Below are 20,695 nucleotides of genomic sequence, written 5' to 3' on the forward strand. Positions count from 1 at the left end.
GCTACGACTGTGCATCGTGCACCAGCGAACGAGTCGGCGGCACCGAACCGGGGACCTGCGGCACCGCAGTGGCGGGGACGAGGGGAGTATGGGTGGTATGACCGGAAAAAGGGCCCTGGTGATCGTGGACGTGCAGAACGACTTCTGTGAGGGCGGATCGCTCGCGGTGTCGGGCGGCGCCGCGGTCGCCGAGGCGATCACGGAGTATCTGGCATCGCCACACCGGCCGCGGTACGCGGCGATCGTCGCGACCGCCGACCGGCACATCGACCCCGGCCCCCACTTCTCGGAGAAGCCCGATTTCGTGGACAGCTGGCCGCCGCACTGCGTGGTGGGGACGCCCGGAACCGACTTCCACCCGGACCTCGACCTGTCGTCGGTGCAGGCGGTGTTCGGCAAGGGCGCCTTCGCCGCGGCGTATTCGGGTTTCGAGGGGGCCTCCGAGGACGGCGACACGCTGTCGGACTGGCTGCAGGACCACGGCATCGACGCGGTCGACGTGGTGGGCATCGCCACCGACCACTGCGTGCGCGCGACCGCGATGGATGCGGTGCGGGAGGGCTTCGACACCCGAGTCCTGCTCGACTACACCGCAGCGGTGTCGCCGGACACCGTGCGCACCGCCCTCGGCGCCATGCAGGACGTGGGGGTCACGCTCGTCGGTACGTCGGCAGTGCCCATGCCGCGGCGACCGGCCGGTCGCCCGCGCACCGGACGCTGACCACGGCCGTGTCGGCGGGCCCCGACCGCCGGCGGACCCGGGATGCGGCAGGTCGGCGGCTCGGACGACGGATCGCCGCGTAGCCTTGTCGGGTGCCTGAACTCCCCACCGTCCCCGAGTTGCTGTCCGAGGCGGTGCGCTCCCTCGGCGGCGCCGAACGGCGGAACCAGCTGACGATGGCGTCGGCGGTCGCGCATGCGATCGAGTCGGGCGAACACCTCGCGGTGCAGGCCGGTACCGGCACCGGCAAGTCCCTCGCCTACCTGGTGCCGAGTGTGCGGCACGCGGTGGAGTCGGGTCGCACGGTCGTCATCTCGACGGCGACGATCGCGCTGCAGCGCCAGCTCGTCGACCGCGACCTGCCGCGACTGGCGAAGGCACTGAAGAAGCCGCTCGGCCGGGAACCGAAGTTCGCGATCCTCAAGGGCCGCAACAACTACCTGTGCATGAACAAGGTGCACAACGGGATGGCGGAGGATCCTGCCGCGGATGCCGAGCTGTTCGACGCGTTCGCGGTGTCGCGGCTCGGCCGGGAGGTCAAGCGGCTGACGGCGTGGTCGTCCGACACCGAGACCGGAGACCGCGACGAGGTCGTCCCCGGTGTCAGCGACCAGGCCTGGCGGCAGGTCAGCGTCACGGCCCGCGAGTGCCTCGGCAAGGCCCGCTGCCCGGTCGGCGAGGACTGCTTCGCGGAACGGGCACGCCTCGAGTCCGCCCGTGTCGACGTGGTCGTCACCAATCACGCCCTGCTGGCGATCGACGCGATCTCGGGGATCGCGGTGCTGCCCGAGCACGACGTCGTGGTGATCGACGAGGCCCACGAACTGGTGGACCGCGTCACCGGTGTCGCGACGGCCGAGCTGTCACCCACGACGATCAGCGCCGCGGCCCGGCGCTGCGTGAAGCTCGTCGAGGAGCAGGACGTCGACCGGCTGGAGGCATCCGCCGAGGCGTGGACCGCGGTCCTCGACGAACTGCCCGCGGGACGGTGGGAGCACCTCCCCGACGGCGCGGGACAGGCGCTGGCGCTGGTCCGGGACTCGGCCTGGGCGGTCCGTACGGCGATCGGCCCGTCCCGCCCGGGCCAGGCGACGATGGACCCCGAGTCCGCGGCGGCCCGGACCGCGGCACTCGCAGCGGTCGACGAGGTGCACGACAGCGCGGTCCGGGTGCTCACGGCCTACGACGAGCCGGATCCGGCCAAGAGGCGGGACGTCGTGTGGCTCGCCGACGAGGAGCGCCGCGGGAAGCTGGTGCGGATCGCGCCGCTGTCCGTGGGCGGCCTGCTGCGGTCCAGGCTGTTCGACGAGTCGACGGTGGTGCTGACGTCCGCGACCCTGACGGTCGGCGGCTCGTTCGACGGGCTCGCCGTGGACTGGGGACTGCCGGCGCAGGCTCCCTCCCGTAGCGACACCGCGATGGCCACCGGCACCGAGGCACCGTCCGACGAGTCGACCGTCAAGTGGAACGCCCTCGACGTCGGATCGCCGTTCGACCATGCGAAGTCCGGAATCCTCTACGTGGCCAAGCACCTTCCGCCGCCGGGCCGCGACGGCCTCACGCCGCGGGTCCTCGACGAGATCGAGGCCTTGGTCGGCGCCGCCGGCGGCCGCACCCTCGGGCTGTTCTCGTCGACCCGGGCGGCGAAGGCCGCGGCCGCCGAGATGCGTCAGCGCCTCGACACCCCGATCCTGTGCCAGGGCGAGGACTCGACGGGGCAGCTGGTCCGCAAGTTCGCGGAGGACGAGGCGACGTCACTGTTCGGCACGCTGTCGCTGTGGCAGGGCGTGGATGTCCCCGGCCCGTCGCTGTCGCTGGTGATCCTGGACCGGATTCCGTTCCCCCGCCCCGACGACCCCCTGCTGGCGGCCCGTCAGCGCGCGGTCGAATCACGCGGCGGCAACGGCTTTCTCGCGGTCGCGGCGAATCATGCCGCCCTGCTCCTCGCGCAGGGGGTCGGGCGCCTGCTGCGCAGCACCGACGACAAGGGTGTGGTCGCTGTGCTCGATTCGCGGCTGGCGACCGCGCGGTACGGCGGCTACCTGCGCGCCTCGCTTCCGCCGTTCTGGGAGACGTCCAACCCGGACGTGGCCCGCAAGGCACTCGAACGTCTCGCGGCAGGCTGACCGGGCCATGACCGTGCGGACCGCGGTTGTCGTCGGGAGTGGCCCGAACGGACTCGCGGCCGCGGTCCACCTGGCCCGACACGGAGTGCACGTGCAGGTCCTCGAGTCCGCGGACTCGATCGGCGGCGGCACCCGCTCGTCGGAACTCACCATCCCGGGACTGCTCCACGACGAGTGCTCCGCCCTGCATCCGATGGGCGCCGGGTCGCCGTTCTGGCGGCAACTGGACCTCGAACGGTACGGGTTGCGCTGGCTCCGCGCGCCGATCGACTGCGCGCACCCGGTGGACGACGGCCCGGCCGCCCTGCTGCACCGGTCGGTGGACGTGACAGCTGCGGGGCTCGGTGTCGTCGACGGCGACCGCTGGCGCCGGCTGGTCGGCGGCCTCGCAGCGCACTTCGACGAGCTGGCGGGCGACGTCATGCTCCCCCTCGGCCGGGTTCCGCGACATCCCCTGCGGCTGGGGTCCTTCGGCGCCCGGGCCGTACTGCCTGCGACCGTCACGGCACGCCTGTTCCGGACGGAGCACGCCCGCGCACTGTACGGCGGGATCGCCGCGCACGCCTACCACCGGCTCGACCGCCCGCTGACCTCGGCCGTCGGGCTACTCATCGCTGCGGCCGGGCACCGGTACGGGTGGCCGGTCGCCGAGGGCGGGTCGCGCGCGATCACCGACGCGTTGGCCGCGATGCTCGCCGACCTCGGCGGGTCCGTCGACACCGGCATCCGGGTGCGCACGGTCGCCGACGTACCGCCCGCCGACGTGGTGCTGCTCGACGTCGCGCCGGCGCAGGCGGTCGACATCCTCGGCGATCGGGTCCCGCCACGGATCGTGCGTTCACTGCGGCGTTTCCGGCACGGCCCCGGCGCGTTCAAAGTCGACTTCGCGGTCGAGGGCGGGGTGCCGTGGCTCGACCCCGAGTGCGAGCGCGCGGCGATGGTGCACCTGGGCGGGACGTTCGAGGAGATCGCCGCCGCGGAACGCGCGGTGACCGCGGGCCGGATGCCGGCTCGCCCGTTCGTCCTGGTCGGTCAGCAGTACGTCGCCGACCCCGGCCGCTCGTCGGGCAACGTGCATCCGGTGTACTCGTACACCCATGTCCCCCATGGTTTCTCGGGCGACGCGACGGCGGCCGTCACCGACAGGATCGAACGGTTCGCGCCGGGGTTCCGCGACCGTGTGGTCGCGACCGCGGTCCGCGGCCCGGCCGAGTTGGCGGCGTCGAACGTGAACTACGTCGGCGGCGACATCCTCGGCGGCGCCAACTCCCCGATGCAGGTGCTCGTGCGGCCGCGGACCGCGTGGAATCCGTATCGCACCGGGGTTCCCGGCGTGTACCTGTGCTCGGGGTCGACACCTCCCGGCGGCGGTGTCCACGGGATGTGCGGTTTCAACGCCGCCGAGGCCGCACTACGGTCGGGCGAACGCTTCTCCGGGTGACGGCGCCGTCGTGCCCCCACTACCCCGCCGGCGTCGCCACCAACCCGAGTTCGGCGTCCCCGGCGAGCAGCTCGTGATGCGGGAGCACCCGCACCGTGTAGCCGACCGCACCCGACAGCGGCAGCACCGTGTCCACGACATACTCCTCGCCGAGCTCGTCGGAACCGACGTGGGTCATCGGGACGGTCACCACGTCGGTGAGGTCCTCCTCGGGCCCGACCCGGCCGAGCACCGCCTGCACGGTCACCTCGGAGGCGTCGAGCCCACCGAGCCGGACGTAGGTGCGCAGCGTCAGCTCGGCTCCGATCACCGGGGTGTCGGGCAGGCCGGAACTGTCCACCTGCACCACCTGCACGCCCGGCCACTTCGCCGCGACCTGCGCACGGTAGAGCGCGAGCCGCTTCGCGCCCGCGTACCCGTCCGCGACCACCGTCCGCGCGGCCGCCGCGGCGGGCGCGTACAGCTCGACGACGTAGTCGCGAACCATGCGGGACGCCAGCACCTTCGGACCGAGGGTCTGCAACGTGTGGCGCACCATCTCCACCCAGCGCACCGGCACCCCGTCGGCGCCGCGGCCGTAGAACTTCGGCAGCACCGACTGCTCCAACAGGTCGTACATGGCGTTGGCCTCGAGGTCGTCGCGGCGCGTCTCGTCCTGCACGCCGTCGGCCGTCGGGATGGCCCAGCCGTTCTCGCCGTCGAACATCTCGTCCCACCAGCCGTCGCGGATCGACAGATTGAGGCCGCCGTTGAGCGCCGACTTCATCCCCGACGTGCCGCACGCCTCCAGCGGACGCAGCGGGTTGTTGAGCCACACGTCGCAACCCCAGTACAGGTACCGCGCCATCGACATGTCGTAATCGGGCAGGAACACGATCCGGTGCCGGACGTCGTACTCGTCGGCGAACCGCACGACCTGCTGGATCAGCGCCTTGCCGCCCTCGTCCGCGGGGTGACTCTTCCCCGCCACGACCAGCTGCACCGGCCGCTCCTCGTCGAGCAGCAGCGCCCGGAGCCGCTGCGGGTCACGCAGCATGAGGGTGAGCCGCTTGTAGGTCGGCACACGGCGCGCGAACCCGACGGTCAGCACGTTCGGGTCGAAAACCTCCGCCGTCCAACCCAGTTCGGCCTCGGTGGCACCACGTTCCACCCAGGACGCACGCACCCGTCGGCGAACCTCGTCGACGAGTTGCGCCCGCAGCGCGTTGCGGGTGGCCCACAGCTCGTCGGCGCCGATGTCCTGCAGCTGCTCCCAGCCGCGCGCCTCCTCGACGAGCTCCGGTCCGACCGCGCGGCGCGCCAGGTCCATCCACTCGCGGGCCGCCCACGTCGGCGCGTGCACACCGTTCGTCACGGACCCGATCGGAACCTCGTCCGCGTCGAATCCCGGCCACAGCCCGTTGAACATGTCGCGACTGACGATGCCGTGCAGCCGGGAGACGCCGTTCGCCCGCTGGCCGAGGCGCAGCCCCATGTGCGCCATGTTGAACACCGACGGATCGGCCTCGCCTCCGAGGGCGAGGATGCGGTCGACTCCGACGCCCGGCAGCAACGCCGAGTCGTTCCCGCCGTCGCGCCCGGCGAAGTAGTGCCTCACCAGGTCGAGCGGGAAGCGGTCGATGCCTGCGGGGACAGGAGTGTGGGTGGTGAAGACGGTCGCAGCACGTACCGCGGCGAGTGCCTCGTCGAAGTCCAGACCCGTTCCGGTGACCAGTTCGCGGATGCGCTCGGCGCCGAGGAATCCCGCGTGCCCCTCGTTCATGTGGAAGACCTCGGGGTCGGCGAGCCCCATCGACCGGGTGTAGGCGCGGACCGCTCGCACCCCACCGATCCCCGCCAGGATCTCCTGCTTGATGCGGTGGTCCTGGTCGCCGCCGTAGAGCCGGTCGGTGACCCCGCGCAGCTCGGCGTCGTTCTCGGCGATGTCGGAGTCGAGCAGCAGCAGCGGCACCCGGCCGACCTGCGCGATCCACACCCGCGCCCGCAGCACGCGGTCACCGGGCATCGCGACGTGCAGCAGGACGGCCGCCCCCGACTCGGGTTCCGTGAGCAACCGCAGGGGCAGGCCCTGCGGGTCCAGCGACGGGTAGTGCTCGGCCTGCCAGCCGTCCGCGGTCAGCGACTGGCGGAAGTATCCGGACCGGTAGAGCAGTCCGACACCGATCAGCGGCACACCCAGGTCGGACGCCGCCTTGAGGTGGTCGCCCGCGAGGATGCCGAGGCCGCCGGAGTAGTTCGGCAGCACCTCGGTCACGCCGAACTCCATTGAGAAGTACGCGATCCCACTGGCCAGGTCCACGCCCTTGGCCTGCTGGTTCTGGTACCAGCGCGGACGGTCCAGGTAGTCGCCGAGATCGGCTTCGAGGCGGTCGAGCTCGGCGACGAAATCCTCGTCCCCCGCGAGCTCGTCGAGACGCCCCGGCGCCACCTCACCGAGCATCCGAACGGGGTCGTGACGCACCAGCGACCACAGTTCCGGGTCGATGCGCGCGAAGAGGTCCTGCGTGGGCGGATGCCAGGACCAGCGCAGATTGGTCGACAGCTGCCCGAGTGCGGACAGCCGGGCGGGCAGGTGGGCGCGGACGGTGAACCGACGCAAGGCTTTCACCCGGCGAAGACTACAGATCACGAAGCTTTCGGTCCTGTCGTGCGCGACCCCGCCGTGAGGCCCGGCGGCGTCGGCACCGCGAGCGCGCAACCGGCGGATACCCGTAATGTCTCGGACATGACCGGGCGGATTGGTATCGACGACGTCGTCCCCGAGATCGCGGGAGGGCGCTACCCGGCGAAAGCCGTCGTCGGCGAGACGTTCCCCGTGTCCGCCACGGTGTGGCGTGAGGGCCACGACGCCGTCGCCGCCACTCTCGCGGTCCGGGGCCCCGGCTTCACCCGCAGCATCCGCATTCCGATGGCGCCGGGCCCGCTGCCGGACACGTTCGCCGCCGTGTTCACCCCGACGTGCCCGGGCACCTGGACGTACCGGATCGAGGGGTGGAGCGATCCGGTCACGACCTGGCGTCTGGCCGTCGAAGCGAAGCTCGCGGCCGGTCAGGGTCCGGCCGAACTGGCGAACGATCTGGAGATCGGCGCCCGCCTGTTCGAACGGGTGGCCCGCGCCGTGCCGCGGGGCGAGCGGCCCCGTTGCCTCGCCGTCGCCGCGGCGCTGCGCAGCAGTGCCCATCTGCCGGAGCGGGTGGCCCCTGCCTTCGCACCCGGGGTGAGCGAGCTGTTGCGCGCCCACCCCCTCCGGGACCTCGTCACCCGCGGTCGCGCACTGCCCGTTCTCGTCGACCGCAGCCGTGCACTGTTCGGCTCCTGGTACGAGTTCTTCCCCAGGTCGACCGGGGGGTGGGATGCGGAGGGGCGGCCGCGACACGGCACCTTCGCGACGGCGGCGAACGACCTGCCTCGGATCGCGGCGATGGGTTTCGACGTCGTATACCTCCCGCCGATCCACCCGATCGGCCGGGTGAACCGGAAGGGACCGAACAACACCCTCACCCCTGGCCCGGACGACGTGGGGTCGCCGTGGGCGATCGGCGCTGCCGAAGGCGGGCACGACGCGATCCATCCCGAACTCGGAACGATGCGGGACTTCCGGGCGTTCGTCGCCCGCGCCGCCAAACTCGGGATGGAAGTCGCGCTCGACCTCGCGCTGCAGTGCGCTCCCGACCATCCCTGGGCCGCAACGCATCCGGAGTGGTTCACGGTCCTCCCGGACGGGACGATCGCGTTCGCCGAGAACCCACCGAAGAAGTACCAGGACATCTACCCGGTCAACTTCGACGACGACCGGGACGGCATCTACACCGAGGTCCTGCGGGTGGTCCGGTTCTGGGTCTCGAAGGGCGTCAAGATCTTCCGCGTCGACAATCCGCACACCAAGCCGCCAGACTTCTGGGAGTGGCTGATCGCCGAGGTCAAGTCCACCGACCCGGAGGTGCTGTTCCTGTCCGAGGCGTTCACCCGCCCCGCACGGATGTACGGACTGGCCAAGCGAGGATTCACGCAGTCCTACACGTACTTCACGTGGCGGGTGTACAAGCAGGAGCTGATCGACTTCGGGATCGAGCTCGCAGCGAAGGCGGACGAGGCGCGGCCGAATCTCTTCGTCAACACACCGGACATCCTGCACGAGTCCCTGCAGGTCGGCGGTCCCGGAATGTTCGCACTGCGGGCCGCGCTCGCCGCGACGCTCGCCCCGACCTGGGGCGTCTACTCGGGATACGAACTGTACGAACACGTTCCGTTGCGGACCGGCAGCGAGGAGTACCTCGACTCGGAGAAGTACCAGCTCCGCCCCCGCGACTTCGACGGCGCCCGCGCGCGCGGCGAGTCGCTCGAACCGTGGATCACCCTCCTCAACCGGATCCGACGGGCGCATCCGGCGTTGCAACAGTTGCGCAACCTCACCTTCCATCACGTCGACAACGACTCGATGATCGCCTACTCGAAGTTCGACCCGGCGACCGGCGACGCGGTTCTGACCGTCGTGAACCTCAACCCGTACGGCGCCGAGGACGGCACCATCTGGCTGGACATGCCCGCCCTCGGCCGCGACTGGCACGACCGCATCACCGTCCTCGACGAGGTCTCCGGCGAGCAGTACGACTGGGGGCAGACCAATTTCGTGCGCCTCGAGCCGTGGCGCGCAGTCGCACACGTACTCGCGCTTCCCCCCGTCCCCTACCCCGAGCGGCTGCATCTCGCGCACCGCCCCCCGGCCTCGTGAGCCCCCGAACGTCGCGCGTCGGCGCGTCCCCCGACCCGGACGATCTCGCCCGTCTGGTCGCGGGCACCCATCACGACCCGCACGCGATCCTCGGCGCGCACGCCCACCCCGGGGGGACCGTGATCCGCGCACTGCGCCCGCACGCGGTGTCGGTCGCGGCCCGCGTCGGCACGACCGACCACGTGCTCACCGACCTCGGAGACGGGGTGTTCGCCGGGGTGGTTCCCGTCGAGGACCTCGTCGACTACCGACTCGTCGTCGAGTACCCCGGCGGCCACACCGAGGTCGTCGCCGACGGATACCGATTCCTGCCCACCCTCGGCGATCTCGACCTGCATCTGCTGAGCGAGGGGCGACACGAGCGGCTGTGGGACGTGTTGGGCGCTCACCCCCGCAGCTACACGACACCCGACGGTGAGGTCACGGGTGCCTCCTTCGCCGTGTGGGCACCGAACGCACTCGGGGTCACGGTGATGGGCGACTTCGACGGCTGGGGAGGCCGGACCCCGATGCGGGCGCTCGGGTCCACCGGGGTGTGGGAGGTGTTCGTTCCCGGGATCGGTCCCGGCGACCTGTACAAGTTCCGGGTGCACTGCCGAGACGGGTCGGTGCGCGACAAGGCTGATCCGATGGCGTTCGCCACCGAGGTACCACCCGCGACGGCGTCTCGCGTCGCGCGGTCCTCACACGTGTGGACCGATGCCGAGTGGATCGCGGCACGAGCACGCCGCGAGCCGAACCAGGAACCGATGAGCGTCTACGAGGTCCACCTCGGTTCGTGGCGGCCCGGACTCGACTATCGCGAGCTCGCGGAGCAGTTGACGGAGCACGTCCTGGGGTGCGGCTTCACGCACGTCGAGCTGCTTCCCGTGGCCGAGCACCCTTACGGCGGCTCGTGGGGCTATCAGGTCACGTCGTACTACGCCCCGACCGCGCGGTTCGGATCGCCCGACGACTTCCGCGCCTTCGTGGACCACCTGCACGGCGCGGGGATCGGCGTGATCGTCGACTGGGTCCCCGCGCACTTCCCCAAGGACGAGTGGGCGCTGGCGCGGTTCGACGGCGAGCCCCTCTACGAACACGCCGATCCCCGCCGTGGCGAGCAACTCGACTGGGGGACGTACGTTTTCGACTTCGGACGTCCCGAGGTGCGGAACTTCCTCGTCGCCAACGCACTGTTCTGGATCGACCAGTTCCACGTCGACGGGCTCCGCGTCGACGCCGTCGCCTCGATGCTGTACCTGGACTACTCACGGCCGGCAGGCGAGTGGACACCGAACATCCACGGCGGCCGGGAGAACCTCGAGGCCGTCTCCTTCCTGCAGGAGATGAACGCCACCGTGCACAAGCATCACCCCGGGGTGGTGACCATCGCGGAGGAGTCGACGGCCTGGCCGGGTGTCACCCGGTCCACCACAGTCGGTGGTCTCGGATTCTCGATGAAGTGGAACATGGGCTGGATGCACGACACCCTCGGGTATCTGGGGCACGATCCCGTGCACCGCAGCTTCCACCACCACGAGATCACCTTCTCGCTGATGTACGCGTGGAGTGAGCACTTCCTCCTCCCCATCAGCCACGACGAGGTCGTGCACGGCAAGGGCACCCTGTGGACCCGCATGCCGGGCGACGACGGCGCCAAGGCCGCGGGGGTCCGGGCACTTCTCGCCTACATGTGGTCCCATCCGGGTAAGCAGTTGTTGTTCATGGGTCAGGAGTTCGGTCAACGCACGGAGTGGTCCGAGGAGCGTGGGCTCGACTGGAGCCAGCTCGACGATCCGGACACGGGCGCGTTGCAGCGTGGCATCCTGGCGATGGTGCGCGACCTGAACGCGGTCTACCGAGAGTCCCCCGCGCTGTGGACGCTCGACGCGTCCCCGGGCGGCTACTCGTGGATCGACGCCAACGACACCGAGAACAACGTGCTGAGCTTCCTGCGATACGGAACCGACGGCTCGATCGTGGCCTGCCTCTTCAACTTCGCGGGCACGACGCACGACCGGTACCGCGTCGGACTGCCGGAACCGGGACGGTGGCGAGAGGTCCTCAACACCGACGCCACCGACTACGACGGGTCGGGGCGCGGGAACTTCGGCGAGGTAACCGCCACGACGTCACCGTGGCACGGCAGGCCCGCCTCCGCGGAGGTGACCTTGCCGGCGAACAGCGCCATCTGGCTTCGCCTGGAGCCGACGTGAGGCGCACGGTCCGGGCAGCTGTCGCCGCGGCGGCAGCGGTTGTGGCGCTCGCGGGCTGTGCGCGGGTGGTCACCGGCGAGGCGGTGTCGATCTACGCCGACCCCTTCGCAGTCGCCGGGCTGCCCGCCACCGACGGCCCGAGCGGTCCCCGTCCGGACGCCCCCCACGCGATCCCGTCCGTTCACGGCGCGGACGGCTCCGACGCCGATGCCCTTGCCTCCGCGGCGATCGCCGATCTCGCCGACTTCTGGTCGACCGAGTACCCCGCGGTGTTCGCGGGCCACTTCCGGCCGGTGACGGATCTGACGTCCTGGGACCCGAACGTCGACGGGTCGGGCAGGTTCTGCGGCGAGAGCACCCACGGCGTGGTCAACGCGGCGTACTGCACGCGCGACGGCTCGATCGGGTGGGACCGCGCGATCCTGCTTCCGACCCTGACGGACACCTTCGGACCGATGGCCGTCGTCATGGTCATCGCCCACGAGTACGGCCACGCCATCCAGCACGACTCGGGGCTGGCGGGCGCCGACTCCCCCACTCTCGTCCTCGAGCAGCAGGCGGACTGCTTCGCCGGGGCGTACATGCGGCACGTCGCGGCCGGTGGGTCGAATCGCTTCACACTCAACACATCCAACGGTCTGAACGCGGTCATGGCGGCCATGGTCGCCGTCCGCGACACCGATCCCAATGATCCGGAGGCGGTGCACGGCAACGCTTTCGAACGGATCACTGCGTTCCAGACCGGATTCACCCTCGGAGCCCGCGGATGCACCACGATCGACGAGGCGGAGGTTGCCGGCCGTCGGGAACAGCTCCCGCAGGCGTTCACCCGGTCCGGCGAGTCCGGCGACATGCCTGTCACCGAACAGTCCGTCGGAATGATCGTCGACTCACTGAACTCGGTTTTCGGACTGCCGGAGCAACCGACCGTGGTGTACTCCGGTGCGGACACGGGATGCCCGGACGTCACGGCGACCGAGCCCGTCTCGTACTGCCCGGCCACCCGGACCATCGGTGTGTCGATGCCGGAGCTGATCGACCGCGGGACACCGTACGACGTGGGCGCGGCCGGCCAGGGCGTCGACGAGCTGGCGGTGGACATCCGGGGTGACTTCAGCGCCTTCGGCCTCGTCGCGTCCCGGTACGCCCTCGCGGTCCAGCAGGAGGATGGATATCCGCTCACGGAACCGTCGACGGCGCTGCACACGGCGTGCCTGACCGGGGTGTGGACGGCGGCAACAGCCGCCGGCGGAACCCCTGCCCTGTCCCCGGGCGACCTCGACGAGGCCGTGTCCGGCCTGCTCACTGACGGGCTGATGGCCAGCGACGTCGACGGAGAGACCGTCCCGAGTGGGTTCGCCCGCGTCGACGCGTTTCAGGCGGGCGTGCTCGGCGGCGCCGACGTCTGCACCAACCGCTACGGATAACGCGTTCCGGCGCCTGTGCAGCGCAGCTGCTAGTACAGGGCGGACGCGAGCTTGCGACGCGCCGAGACCACGATCGGGTCTGCCGGGTCGAAGAGCTCGAACAGTTCCAGCAGTCGGGTCCGCGCCGCCGTCTTGTCGTCGCCCGCGTACCGCTTGATCGCGTCGATCAGCAGACCGAACGCCTCCTCCGGCTGTTGGGTGTACAGCAGGGCGTCCGCCGCTGCGAGCTGCGCCTCGACATCGGCTTGATCGGCAGCGGCCACGGCGACGGCATCCGGAGCAACGGACTGCACGCGCGCCAGGAAACGCACCTGCCGCAGCGCGGCCAATGCCTGCGTGTTCGCAGGCTCGGCATCCAGGATCGCCTGGTACGCGGCTTCCGCGCCGTCGAGATCGCCCTCGGCGAGCGCGTCCTCGGCTGCGACGAAACGCGGATCCTCGGGCTCCGGCTCGGCGCCCTCGACGGGCGGCGGCCCCGTCAGCTTGCCCGCGGTTGCCGCGAGAACCTGCCCCAACCAGCCGCGAACCTGATCGACGGGCTGCACACCCTGGAAGTCGGCGAGCGGCTGACCGCCCGCGACCGCGACGACGGTCGGGATGCCCTGCACACCGAACGCCTGGGCGATCCGCATGTTGCCGTCGACGTCGACCTTGGCGAGCACCCAGGTCCCGTCCCCTTCCGCGGCCAGCGGCTCGAGATCGTCGGCGAACGCGACGCTCGCCTCGCTTCGGGGCGACCACAGGTACACGAGCACCGGAACCTGCATCGACCGTTCGAGAACCTCGGCCTCGAAGGTCTCCTCGGTCACCTCGACGACCGGAGCCAAGCCGGACGGCGAACCTCCGGGCGCAGGCTGTCCCGCGCCTGCGGGCGGCGCCTGCGGGCGATCCTTGAGCGCGGACAGGTCGACCGCGCCGGACATGGCTGCGGCCATCGCTGCGGAGGGGCGTGCGGGCTGACGGGAACCTGGTCGAGTCACGTTTGCCAGTTTGTCACAGACACGACGACGCCCTCAGGGAGCAGTGGCTCCCCGAGGGCGTCGTGTGGTCGGGATCGTCAGACGAGGTCGGCGGTTCGGGCGTCGGCGACGGCGGGTTCGGTCCCGGCGGACAGCTCGCCCAGCTTGCCGGTGCGCGCGGCCCACCACTCGAACAGCACGGTCGCGAACGGCGGGATGCTGGAGATCAGGGCCAGGCCGAGAGTGACGAGGTTCCACTTCAGGGCCCGCGCGGTGAGGAACGAGATCAGCACGAAGAGGACGAACACGCCGCCGTGGAACGGGCCGAAGATCTTCACGCCGATCTCGTTGCCGTTCTCGGGGATGTACTTGAACGCCATGCCGATCAGCAGACCGGCCCAGGTGAACGCCTCCAGAATCGCGACAAATCGGAAACGCTTGGCCGGAGTGCTCAGATCGAAGATGTTCGCCATGCCCGCCATTGTGCCGGGCATCTACGACGATCCGTCGTTGGTGTGGGAGACATCACGACCCGCCGCGCTGCGCCACAACCCCAACCGGAGTAATGACACAGCCGTCGGCGTGGGTCAGGGGGTGGGGACGCGGAGGATCAGGGCGTCGCCCTGGCCGCCGCCACCGCAGAGGGCTGCGGCGCCGGTGCCGCCGCCGCGGCGCTGCAGTTCGAGTGCGAGGTGCAGGGCGATGCGGGCGCCGGACATGCCGAGGGGGTGGCCGAGGGCGATGGCGCCGCCGTTGACGTTGACCTTGTCGGGGTCGATGCCGAGTTCTCGGGTCGACGCGATGCCGACGGCGGCGAAGGCTTCGTTGATCTCGACGAGGTCGAGATCGGCCGGGGTGATGCCGTCCTTGGCGCAGGCGGCGGCGATGGCGTTCGCGGGCTGGGACTGCAGGGTGGAGTCGGGGCCTGCGACCTGCCCGGCGGCGCCGATCTCGGCGATCCAGGTCAGGCCGAGCCGCTCGGCTGTGGCCTTGGACATGACGATGACGGCGGCGGCGCCGTCGGAGATCTGGGAGGCGGATCCGGCGGTGACGGTGCCGTCCTTGGCGAATGCGGGGCGCAGTTTTCCGAGGGATTCGGTGGTGGTGTCGGCGCGGATGCCTTCGTCTTCGCGGAAGTCGATGGGGTCGCCCTTGCGTTGCGGGACCGGGACGGGGACGACCTCGTTGTCGAAGAGTCCGTTCTTCCAGGCGGCGGCGGCCTTCTGGTGGGAGGCGGCGGCGAATGCGTCCTGCTCTTCCCTGCTGACGAACGTGGTGTCGGTGTTGGCGGATTCGGTGAGCAGGCCCATGGCCTGGTCGGTGAAGATGTCGTGGAGTCCGTCGTAGGCCATGTGGTCGCGGAGGGTGACGTCGCCGTACTTGAAGCCCTGGCGGGACTTTTCGAGCATGTGGGGGGCTTGGGTCATCGATTCCTGGCCGCCGGCGACGACGATGTCGAATTCGCCGGCGCGGATCATCTGGTCGGCGAGGGCGATGGCGTTGATGCCGGACAGGCACACCTTGTTGATGGTCAACGCTGGTACCGACATGGGGATGCCGGCGGCGACGGCGGCCTGGCGGGCGGGGATCTGGCCGGCGCCTGCGGTGAGGACCTGGCCCATGATGACGTAGTCGACCTGGTCGCCGGTGATGCCGGCTTTGTCGAGGGCGCCCTTGATGGCGATGCCGCCGAGGTCCGACCCGGAGAAGTCCTTCAGTGATCCTTGCAGCCGACCCATGGGGGTACGGGCTCCGGCAACGATGACAGAAGTGCTCACGACTGGCCTCCAACGATGACGTACTGGCGTCGGCGGCGATCGAAGTCACAGCCGACAGAGAACTACGAAAACGGTAACGCTAACGTCGGACCATGACGAACTCCGCTCCTGCAGGATCACCGCTGGCATCCGACCTGGTGGTCGCGATCGACCACGTCGGCATCGCCGTTCCCGACCTCGACGTCGCGATCGCGTGGTACGCCGAGCACCTCGGCCTCGTTTCCACCCACGAGGAGGTGAACGAGGAGCAGGGCGTCCGTGAGGCGATGCTCTCCGTTCCGGGCAGCCCGGCAGGCGCCCCGGCGATCCAGCTCCTCGCGCCGCTGAACGAGAACTCCACCATCGCGAAGTTCATCGACCGCAACGGTCCCGGCATCCAGCAGATGGCTTACCGCGTCACCGACATCGACGCGATCTCGGAACGGCTGCGCGCCGGTGGCGTCCGCCTCCTGTACGACGCCCCGAAGCGCGGCACCGCGGACTCCCGCATCAACTTCATGCACCCGAAGGATGCCGGCGGCGTGCTCGTCGAACTGGTCGAACCCGCCGCGCACCCGGCTCACTAGACACCGCGAGGACGCTTCCTCCGTGCGCCCGCCTCGGTGGGCGCACGGTGTCGCATATCACAACCAACACGCGCAGTCCCTCAGCGGCGCGACCGGCGGTAAATTGGTACGCATGGCCTACGAGCAAGACGGCGGGATGCCGTTCACCATCGTCCGCAAGGGATACGACAAGGACGAGGTTCGGCGATACTTCGACCGCTTCGACACGGAATTGCGGGTGACCGCCACCGACCGTGACGCTGCTGCTGCGCAGGCCCGCGACCTCGCCCATCAGCTCGAAGACGCTCGCGACGAGATCGACTCGCTGCGCAAGGACGTCGATCGCCTGTCGGTGCCGCCGACCACCGCCGAAGGCATGAGCGAGCGCATCTCCCGCATGCTCCGCCTCGCGTCCGACGAGTCGTCGGAGGTCCGCGCCAAGGCGCAGGCCGATGCTGCCGAGATGATCTCCATCGCCGAGCAGGAAGCCACGGCGCTGCGCGGCAAGTACGAAGCCAAGCTGGCCGAAACCAACGACCGCCGCTCCGCGATGGAAACCGAGCACGAGCAGACGATGGCGCGCGCCCGCACCGAGGCCGCACGCACCGTCGAGGCCGCGCAATCGGAGGCCGCTCGCCTCGAGGCAGAGTCGGACGCCAAGCGCGCCAGCATCCAGCAGGACTTCGAGATCACCATGAGCGAGCGTCGCACCAAGGTCGTCGCCGCCGTCGAGGAACTCGAGGCGTCGAGCAAGGCCGAGGCCGAGCGCCGTCTGACGGACGCCACCAACGAGGCGCGTCGCCGCCTCCAGACCGCGACCGAACAGGCCGACAAGCGGATCGCCCACGCCAAGGAGCTCGCGGAGGAACTGCGCGTGCTGCGCGGGCGAATCCTGGCCCAGCTGCTCGGAATTCGCGGCCAGCTCGACTCTGTTCCGGCGATGCTCGCCTCGGTCAACCGCGAGGGCGAACTCCTCGACGGCAAGGCCGAGTCACAGCGCGGCCGGAGCACCGATCGCACGGACGACGAACTGCCGTCGGACGAGGAACTGCCGGAGGACGAGTCGATCGACGACGAGTCCGCCGGGGAGCAGGTCACGACCAACGTCGGGTGACGCTCCGCGATCCCCGACCGTTCCAACAGCCGGTGTGCCAGTGCCGGCGGTCGTCGGCGCCGCCGAGACCGTCGGCCGGCCACGCCACGAGGTGCGCGACACCGGGCCGGATCTCGTGGTCGCAGCCTGGGCAGCGGTAGGCCTTGGTGGCCCGGGCGCCCGGAATCTGACGCACCAGGTACTGCTCGTCGCCGTATCCGGCGGGGCCTGACTCGACACGCGGCCCGCCGAGGCCGACCGGCGACGGGGCGCCTGGACTGCGTTTGTTGTTGCGCCGGGGCATGGCTCCACTCTAGGACGTGGCCTGGCGGCTCGATCGGGCCACCGGGTTCACGGGGACGCTCAGAACAGGCGGAACTCGGTGCTCTCGATTCCGCGAAGTGCCTCGTAATCCAGGGTGAGGCACCGAATTCCGCGATCCTCGGCGAGCGTCCGCGCCTGCGGCTTGATCTGCTGGGCCGCGAAGACACCGGTCACCGGTGCGAGCAACGGATCACGATTGAGCAGCTCGAGGTACCGGGTCAGCTGCTCGACACCGTCGATCTCCCCGCGACGCTTGATCTCCACCGCGACAGCTGCGCCCGAACCGTCCCTGACCAGAAGGTCGACGGGACCGATGGCGGTCATGTACTCGCGCCGGACGAGGCTGTATCCCTCACCCAGGGTGTCGACGTGCTCGGCGAGCAGTTCCTGCAGGTGCGCCTCGACGCCATCCTTGACGAGTCCCGGATCGACACCGAGTTCGTGTGAGGAGTCGTGCTCGACCTCGTCGATCGTGATGCGCAGTTCCTCGCCGGCCTTGTTGGTCACCACCCACAGCGTCGTGCCGTCGTCGCGTCCCTCCTCGACCAGCCAGCACGGCGGGCTCATCCAGTTCAGCGGCTTGTAGGCACGGTCGTCAGCGTGGATGCTGACGGACCCGTCCGACTTCACCAGCAGCAACCTGCGCGCTTTCGGCAGGTGGGAGGTGAGTCGCCCTACATAGTCGACCTGACAGCTGGCAATCACGAGGCGCACCCGACCACCCTAGAGCACCCGGGCTCGGCGGCACGGCACCGCTAGGGTGAGGCACACCATGAACGGATCGCCGCGTACGCCCTCGCCTCTCGGTTCGCCGATCCTCGGCCGCCCGGATGAGAGCGCGCGGCTACGCCGCGTGCGGGTACAGGTCCTGCTCACCTCCTCGCTGTTGCTGTCGAACGCGATCGGCGCCGGAGTCGTGGCAGCGCTCCTGATCGTCGTGATCCCCGGCCCCAAGGTGATCACATGGGACTACGTGATCGTCAACGCGGTGATCGCGCCCCTCTACATCGGCCTCGCGCTCGTGGTCGGCGCCACGTGGGGAACCGTCGTCGGCATTCGCGACCTGCGCTGGGCGGTCGAGGACAGGGTGCCGACGCGTCGCGAGGCCGCAGCGGCGCTGTCCATGCCGTGGCGACTCACCGTCATCCAGATCGTGCTGTGGTCGGGCGGCCTGGTGGTGTTCACCACCGCCTACGCACTCGTCGACGTGCAGACGATCCCCAAGGTGGCGTTCACGATCACGATGGGCGCGGTCACCGTCTGTGCTTTCAGCTATCTGCTCAGTGAGTTCTCCCTGCGCCCGACGGCCGCGCGTGCGCTCGAATACGGCGACCCGCGCCGGGTGCGGATCGCGGGCGTTGCCGGACGCGGCCTGCTGGCCTGGGTGCTCGGTACAGGTGTGCCGGTCACCGGACTCATTCTCGTCGCGATCTTCAGCCTGATCCGTGAGGACGTTCAGCCAACTCAGGTCGCCGTGTCGGTGCTGGCGCTCGGCGGTGTCACCCTCGTGTTCGGGTTCGCGTTGACCCTCCTGGGACTGAGCGCCACCGTTGCACCGATCCGCGCGGTCCGCGCCGGCATGTCGCGCATCGAGCACGGGGATCTGGACGCATCAGTGGTCGTCTACGACGGCACGGAGCTCGGAGAGCTGCAGAGCGGCTTCAACCGGATGGCCGACGGCCTCCGAGAGCGCGCTCGCATCCAGGAACTGTTCGGCAGGCATGTCGGGCGGGATGTCGCAGCAGCCGCGATCGCCCGCAATCCCGAACTCGGCGGCGAGGAACGCGAGGTCGCGGTGTTCTTCATCGACCTCGTCGGGTCGACGGAACTCGCCGCGACACGGCCACCGAAGGAGGTGGTCGACCTTCTGAACCGGTTCTTCGCGGTCGTAGTCGACGAAGTCGATGCGCACGACGGGCTGATCAACAAGTTCGAAGGTGACGCCGCACTCGCCGTGTTCGGGGCACCGGCAGAGGTGGAGGACCCCGAGGGCAGCGCCCTTGCCGCCGCCCGCCGCATCAGAGACCGCCTGATTCTCGAGGTGCCGGACTGCAACGCAGCGATCGGCGTCGCTGCAGGAGTTGCCGTCGCAGGCAACATCGGTGCCCGCGATCGCTTCGAATACACCGTGATCGGCGATCCCGTGAACGAGGCCGCGCGGCTGTGCGAACTCGCCAAGTCCATGCCGGGCGCTCTGGTCGCCTCCGAACGCGCGATGTCCGCCGCAGCGCCCGAGGTGTCGCGACAGTGGGAACTCGGCGACTCCATCGTCCTGCGCGGGCGGTCGTCGCCGACGCGGCTCGCAACTCCCATCCCCGCGGTGACTGCCTGACCAAGGTGGTCGACGTACCGACCCGTCTCGGTTGTCGGCGCCTCGTGGTAGACGTGACGTATGGCCGTGACCGTGGACGAGTTCCTGTCGATGTTGGACACATTGCCCGAGACCCAGCAGGTCGATGCGGGCCAGTGGATCTCGCTCAAGGTCGGCGGCAAGGGCTACGGCTACGTGTGGGAGAAGACCCGGACCGTGGGCCTGAAGGCCACGCTCGACGAGCAGGCCGCCTTGGTCGCCGAACGTCCCGACGTGTTCGAGGTTCAGTTCACTGCCGGCCAGTTCGGGTGGGTGGTCGTGCACCTGGAGGGCATCGAGGCCGACGAGCTCCTCGAGTTGGTCACCGAGGCCTGGTGCCTGACGGCTCCCCGCCACCTGGTCGAGTCACACGAGTACGGGTACCTGTACGAGGAGTAGAAGTAGCCGTTGCTGTCCCTGCTCCTGCCACAGCCCACCTCGTCGCGTGTGGCTGAACGTGGCGTTCACGCGGTTGGAGGAGGTGAAGGTGACGTTCAGCCGAACCGACCGGTGGCCGCCGGCCGGAGTCACCCACCACCGACCCGAACCGCCGGCGATCCGGTGGGGTGCCGTGCTGCCGGCTGAACGTGCCGTTCATACGGGCGGACGAGACGAAAGTGGCGTTCAGCCGATCCGTCCGGCCGCGGCCTGCATGGGTGGGGCGGAAACGAGGAAAGCCCCGGAACCATTCCTGGTTCCGGGGCTTCCCCTGATGTTATGTACGGCGGTGTCCTACTCTCCCACACCCTGTCGAGTGCAGTACCATCGGCGCTGGAGGGCTTAGCTTCCGGGTTCGGAATGGGACCGGGCGTTTCCCCTCCGCTATGGCCGCCGTAACTCTGTGAAACTGTCACACGGATTCAGAGAAAACCATCCACACCCGAAAGATGTGATGGATTCTCCATCCGATACAACGTGTGTTGTTTCAGATACCGCACAGTGGACGCGTAGCTTCTTTGTGGTAAGTCCTCGGCCTATTAGTACCAGTCACCTACACCAGT

General features: G+C 69.8%; 16 protein-coding genes and 1 rRNA gene. 10 read left to right on the forward strand and 7 right to left on the reverse strand.

Annotation, left to right across the window (positions count from 1 at the left end; all coding sequences use genetic code 11):
- Positions 1 to 97 precede the first annotated feature (97 nt).
- The 3 genes from ACFSJG_RS25340 (at position 98) to ACFSJG_RS25350 (ending at position 4,288) form a co-directional block, all read left to right on the forward strand.
- Positions 98 to 721 (forward strand): isochorismatase family protein, encoded by a 624-nt coding sequence (locus ACFSJG_RS25340; RefSeq protein WP_378488008.1) that lies wholly within the window; start codon positions 98 to 100, stop codon positions 719 to 721.
- Positions 722 to 813: 92 nt separating this feature from the next.
- On the forward strand, positions 814 to 2,847 hold the full coding sequence (locus tag ACFSJG_RS25345) for an ATP-dependent DNA helicase (RefSeq protein WP_378488009.1): 2,034 nt from the start codon (positions 814 to 816) through the stop codon (positions 2,845 to 2,847).
- Positions 2,848 to 2,860: 13 nt separating this feature from the next.
- On the forward strand, positions 2,861 to 4,288 hold the full coding sequence (locus ACFSJG_RS25350) for a phytoene desaturase family protein (RefSeq protein WP_378488027.1): 1,428 nt from the start codon (positions 2,861 to 2,863) through the stop codon (positions 4,286 to 4,288).
- A gap of 19 nt (positions 4,289 to 4,307) precedes the next feature.
- Here the strand turns inward: ACFSJG_RS25350 and glgP are convergent, their stop codons facing one another.
- A complete protein-coding gene (glgP, locus tag ACFSJG_RS25355) occupies positions 4,308 to 6,896 on the reverse strand; it encodes an alpha-glucan family phosphorylase (RefSeq protein WP_378488010.1) in 2,589 nt (862 codons plus the stop codon).
- 117 nt (positions 6,897 to 7,013) lie between these two features.
- Here glgP and ACFSJG_RS25360 point away from each other — a divergent pair, with 117 nt between their 5' ends.
- Genes ACFSJG_RS25360 through ACFSJG_RS25370 form a run of 3 tightly spaced genes read left to right on the forward strand, consistent with a single transcriptional unit; the run spans position 7,014 to position 12,645 of the window.
- The gene (locus ACFSJG_RS25360; RefSeq protein WP_378488011.1) at positions 7,014 to 9,020 is read left to right on the forward strand and encodes a maltotransferase domain-containing protein; all 2,007 of its coding nucleotides are present in this window, start codon (positions 7,014 to 7,016) and stop codon (positions 9,018 to 9,020) included.
- Positions 9,017 to 11,218, forward strand: a complete 2,202-nt coding sequence (glgB, locus tag ACFSJG_RS25365; protein WP_378488012.1) for a 1,4-alpha-glucan branching protein GlgB — start codon at positions 9,017 to 9,019, stop codon at positions 11,216 to 11,218. The genes ACFSJG_RS25360 and glgB overlap by 4 nt, the downstream gene beginning before the upstream one ends.
- Positions 11,215 to 12,645 (forward strand): neutral zinc metallopeptidase, encoded by a 1,431-nt coding sequence (locus ACFSJG_RS25370; RefSeq protein WP_378488013.1) that lies wholly within the window; start codon positions 11,215 to 11,217, stop codon positions 12,643 to 12,645. Before glgB ends, ACFSJG_RS25370 begins: the two co-directional genes overlap by 4 nt.
- A 29-nt stretch (positions 12,646 to 12,674) precedes the next feature.
- Here the strand turns inward: ACFSJG_RS25370 and ACFSJG_RS25375 are convergent, their stop codons facing one another.
- The 3 genes from ACFSJG_RS25375 to ACFSJG_RS25385 all read right to left on the reverse strand — a co-directional run bounded on the left by ACFSJG_RS25375 (position 12,675) and on the right by ACFSJG_RS25385 (position 15,382).
- Positions 12,675 to 13,568: a co-chaperone YbbN gene (locus ACFSJG_RS25375; protein ID WP_378488028.1), complete on the reverse strand. Its 894-nt coding sequence runs from the start codon at positions 13,566 to 13,568 to the stop codon at positions 12,675 to 12,677.
- Positions 13,569 to 13,702: 134 nt separating this feature from the next.
- Complete coding sequence (locus ACFSJG_RS25380; protein ID WP_378488029.1) at positions 13,703 to 14,086, reverse strand: DUF3817 domain-containing protein; 384 nt, start codon at positions 14,084 to 14,086, stop codon at positions 13,703 to 13,705.
- A gap of 105 nt (positions 14,087 to 14,191) precedes the next feature.
- Positions 14,192 to 15,382 (reverse strand): acetyl-CoA C-acetyltransferase, encoded by a 1,191-nt coding sequence (locus tag ACFSJG_RS25385; RefSeq protein WP_378488014.1) that lies wholly within the window; start codon positions 15,380 to 15,382, stop codon positions 14,192 to 14,194.
- A gap of 92 nt (positions 15,383 to 15,474) precedes the next feature.
- On the opposite strand from ACFSJG_RS25385, the gene mce reads away from it, so the two are divergent.
- Both mce and ACFSJG_RS25395 read left to right on the forward strand, forming a co-directional pair.
- On the forward strand, positions 15,475 to 15,948 hold the full coding sequence (gene mce, locus ACFSJG_RS25390) for a methylmalonyl-CoA epimerase (protein ID WP_378488015.1): 474 nt from the start codon (positions 15,475 to 15,477) through the stop codon (positions 15,946 to 15,948).
- 112 nt (positions 15,949 to 16,060) lie between these two features.
- On the forward strand, positions 16,061 to 17,041 hold the full coding sequence (locus ACFSJG_RS25395; protein ID WP_378488016.1) for a coiled-coil domain-containing protein: 981 nt from the start codon (positions 16,061 to 16,063) through the stop codon (positions 17,039 to 17,041).
- Here ACFSJG_RS25395 and ACFSJG_RS25400 read toward each other — a convergent pair.
- Both ACFSJG_RS25400 and nucS read right to left on the reverse strand, forming a co-directional pair.
- Positions 17,022 to 17,324: an ATP/GTP-binding protein gene (locus ACFSJG_RS25400; protein ID WP_378488017.1), complete on the reverse strand. Its 303-nt coding sequence runs from the start codon at positions 17,322 to 17,324 to the stop codon at positions 17,022 to 17,024. The two genes, ACFSJG_RS25395 and ACFSJG_RS25400, sit on opposite strands and share 20 nt — an antisense overlap.
- 59 nt (positions 17,325 to 17,383) lie before the next feature.
- Positions 17,384 to 18,058, reverse strand: coding sequence for an endonuclease NucS (gene nucS / locus ACFSJG_RS25405; protein WP_378488018.1), 675 nt, complete (start codon positions 18,056 to 18,058; stop codon positions 17,384 to 17,386).
- Positions 18,059 to 18,116: 58 nt separating this feature from the next.
- Between nucS and ACFSJG_RS25410 the strand changes: the two genes are divergently transcribed.
- Positions 18,117 to 19,676, forward strand: coding sequence for an adenylate/guanylate cyclase domain-containing protein (locus ACFSJG_RS25410; protein ID WP_378488019.1), 1,560 nt, complete (start codon positions 18,117 to 18,119; stop codon positions 19,674 to 19,676).
- 60 nt (positions 19,677 to 19,736) lie between these two features.
- Positions 19,737 to 20,093: an MmcQ/YjbR family DNA-binding protein gene (locus ACFSJG_RS25415; RefSeq protein WP_378488020.1), complete on the forward strand. Its 357-nt coding sequence runs from the start codon at positions 19,737 to 19,739 to the stop codon at positions 20,091 to 20,093.
- Between the two features lie 320 nt (positions 20,094 to 20,413).
- Here ACFSJG_RS25415 and rrf read toward each other — a convergent pair.
- A 5S ribosomal RNA gene (gene rrf, locus ACFSJG_RS25420) occupies positions 20,414 to 20,530 on the reverse strand.
- Positions 20,531 to 20,695 lie beyond the last annotated feature (165 nt).

The organism is Rhodococcus gannanensis (genome assembly GCF_042681175.1).
GTDB classification, from domain to species: domain Bacteria; phylum Actinomycetota; class Actinomycetes; order Mycobacteriales; family Mycobacteriaceae; genus Rhodococcus_G; species Rhodococcus_G gannanensis.

Excerpts from the sequence above, each read along its gene's own strand:
- ACFSJG_RS25340 (WP_378488008.1), top strand. The coding sequence starts at position 98 with ATGACCGGAAAAAGGGCCCTGGTGATCGTGGACGTGCAGAACGACTTC.
- ACFSJG_RS25360 (WP_378488011.1), top strand. The coding sequence starts at position 7,014 with ATGACCGGGCGGATTGGTATCGACGACGTCGTCCCCGAGATCGCGGGA.
- ACFSJG_RS25375 (WP_378488028.1), bottom strand. The coding sequence starts at position 13,568 with ATGTCCGGCGCGGTCGACCTGTCCGCGCTCAAGGATCGCCCGCAGGCG.
- ACFSJG_RS25380 (WP_378488029.1), bottom strand. The coding sequence starts at position 14,086 with ATGGCGGGCATGGCGAACATCTTCGATCTGAGCACTCCGGCCAAGCGT.
- mce (WP_378488015.1), top strand. The coding sequence starts at position 15,475 with ATGACGAACTCCGCTCCTGCAGGATCACCGCTGGCATCCGACCTGGTG.
- ACFSJG_RS25395 (WP_378488016.1), top strand. The coding sequence starts at position 16,061 with ATGGCCTACGAGCAAGACGGCGGGATGCCGTTCACCATCGTCCGCAAG.
- ACFSJG_RS25400 (WP_378488017.1), bottom strand. The coding sequence starts at position 17,324 with ATGCCCCGGCGCAACAACAAACGCAGTCCAGGCGCCCCGTCGCCGGTC.
- ACFSJG_RS25410 (WP_378488019.1), top strand. The coding sequence starts at position 18,117 with ATGAACGGATCGCCGCGTACGCCCTCGCCTCTCGGTTCGCCGATCCTC.
- ACFSJG_RS25415 (WP_378488020.1), top strand. The coding sequence starts at position 19,737 with ATGGCCGTGACCGTGGACGAGTTCCTGTCGATGTTGGACACATTGCCC.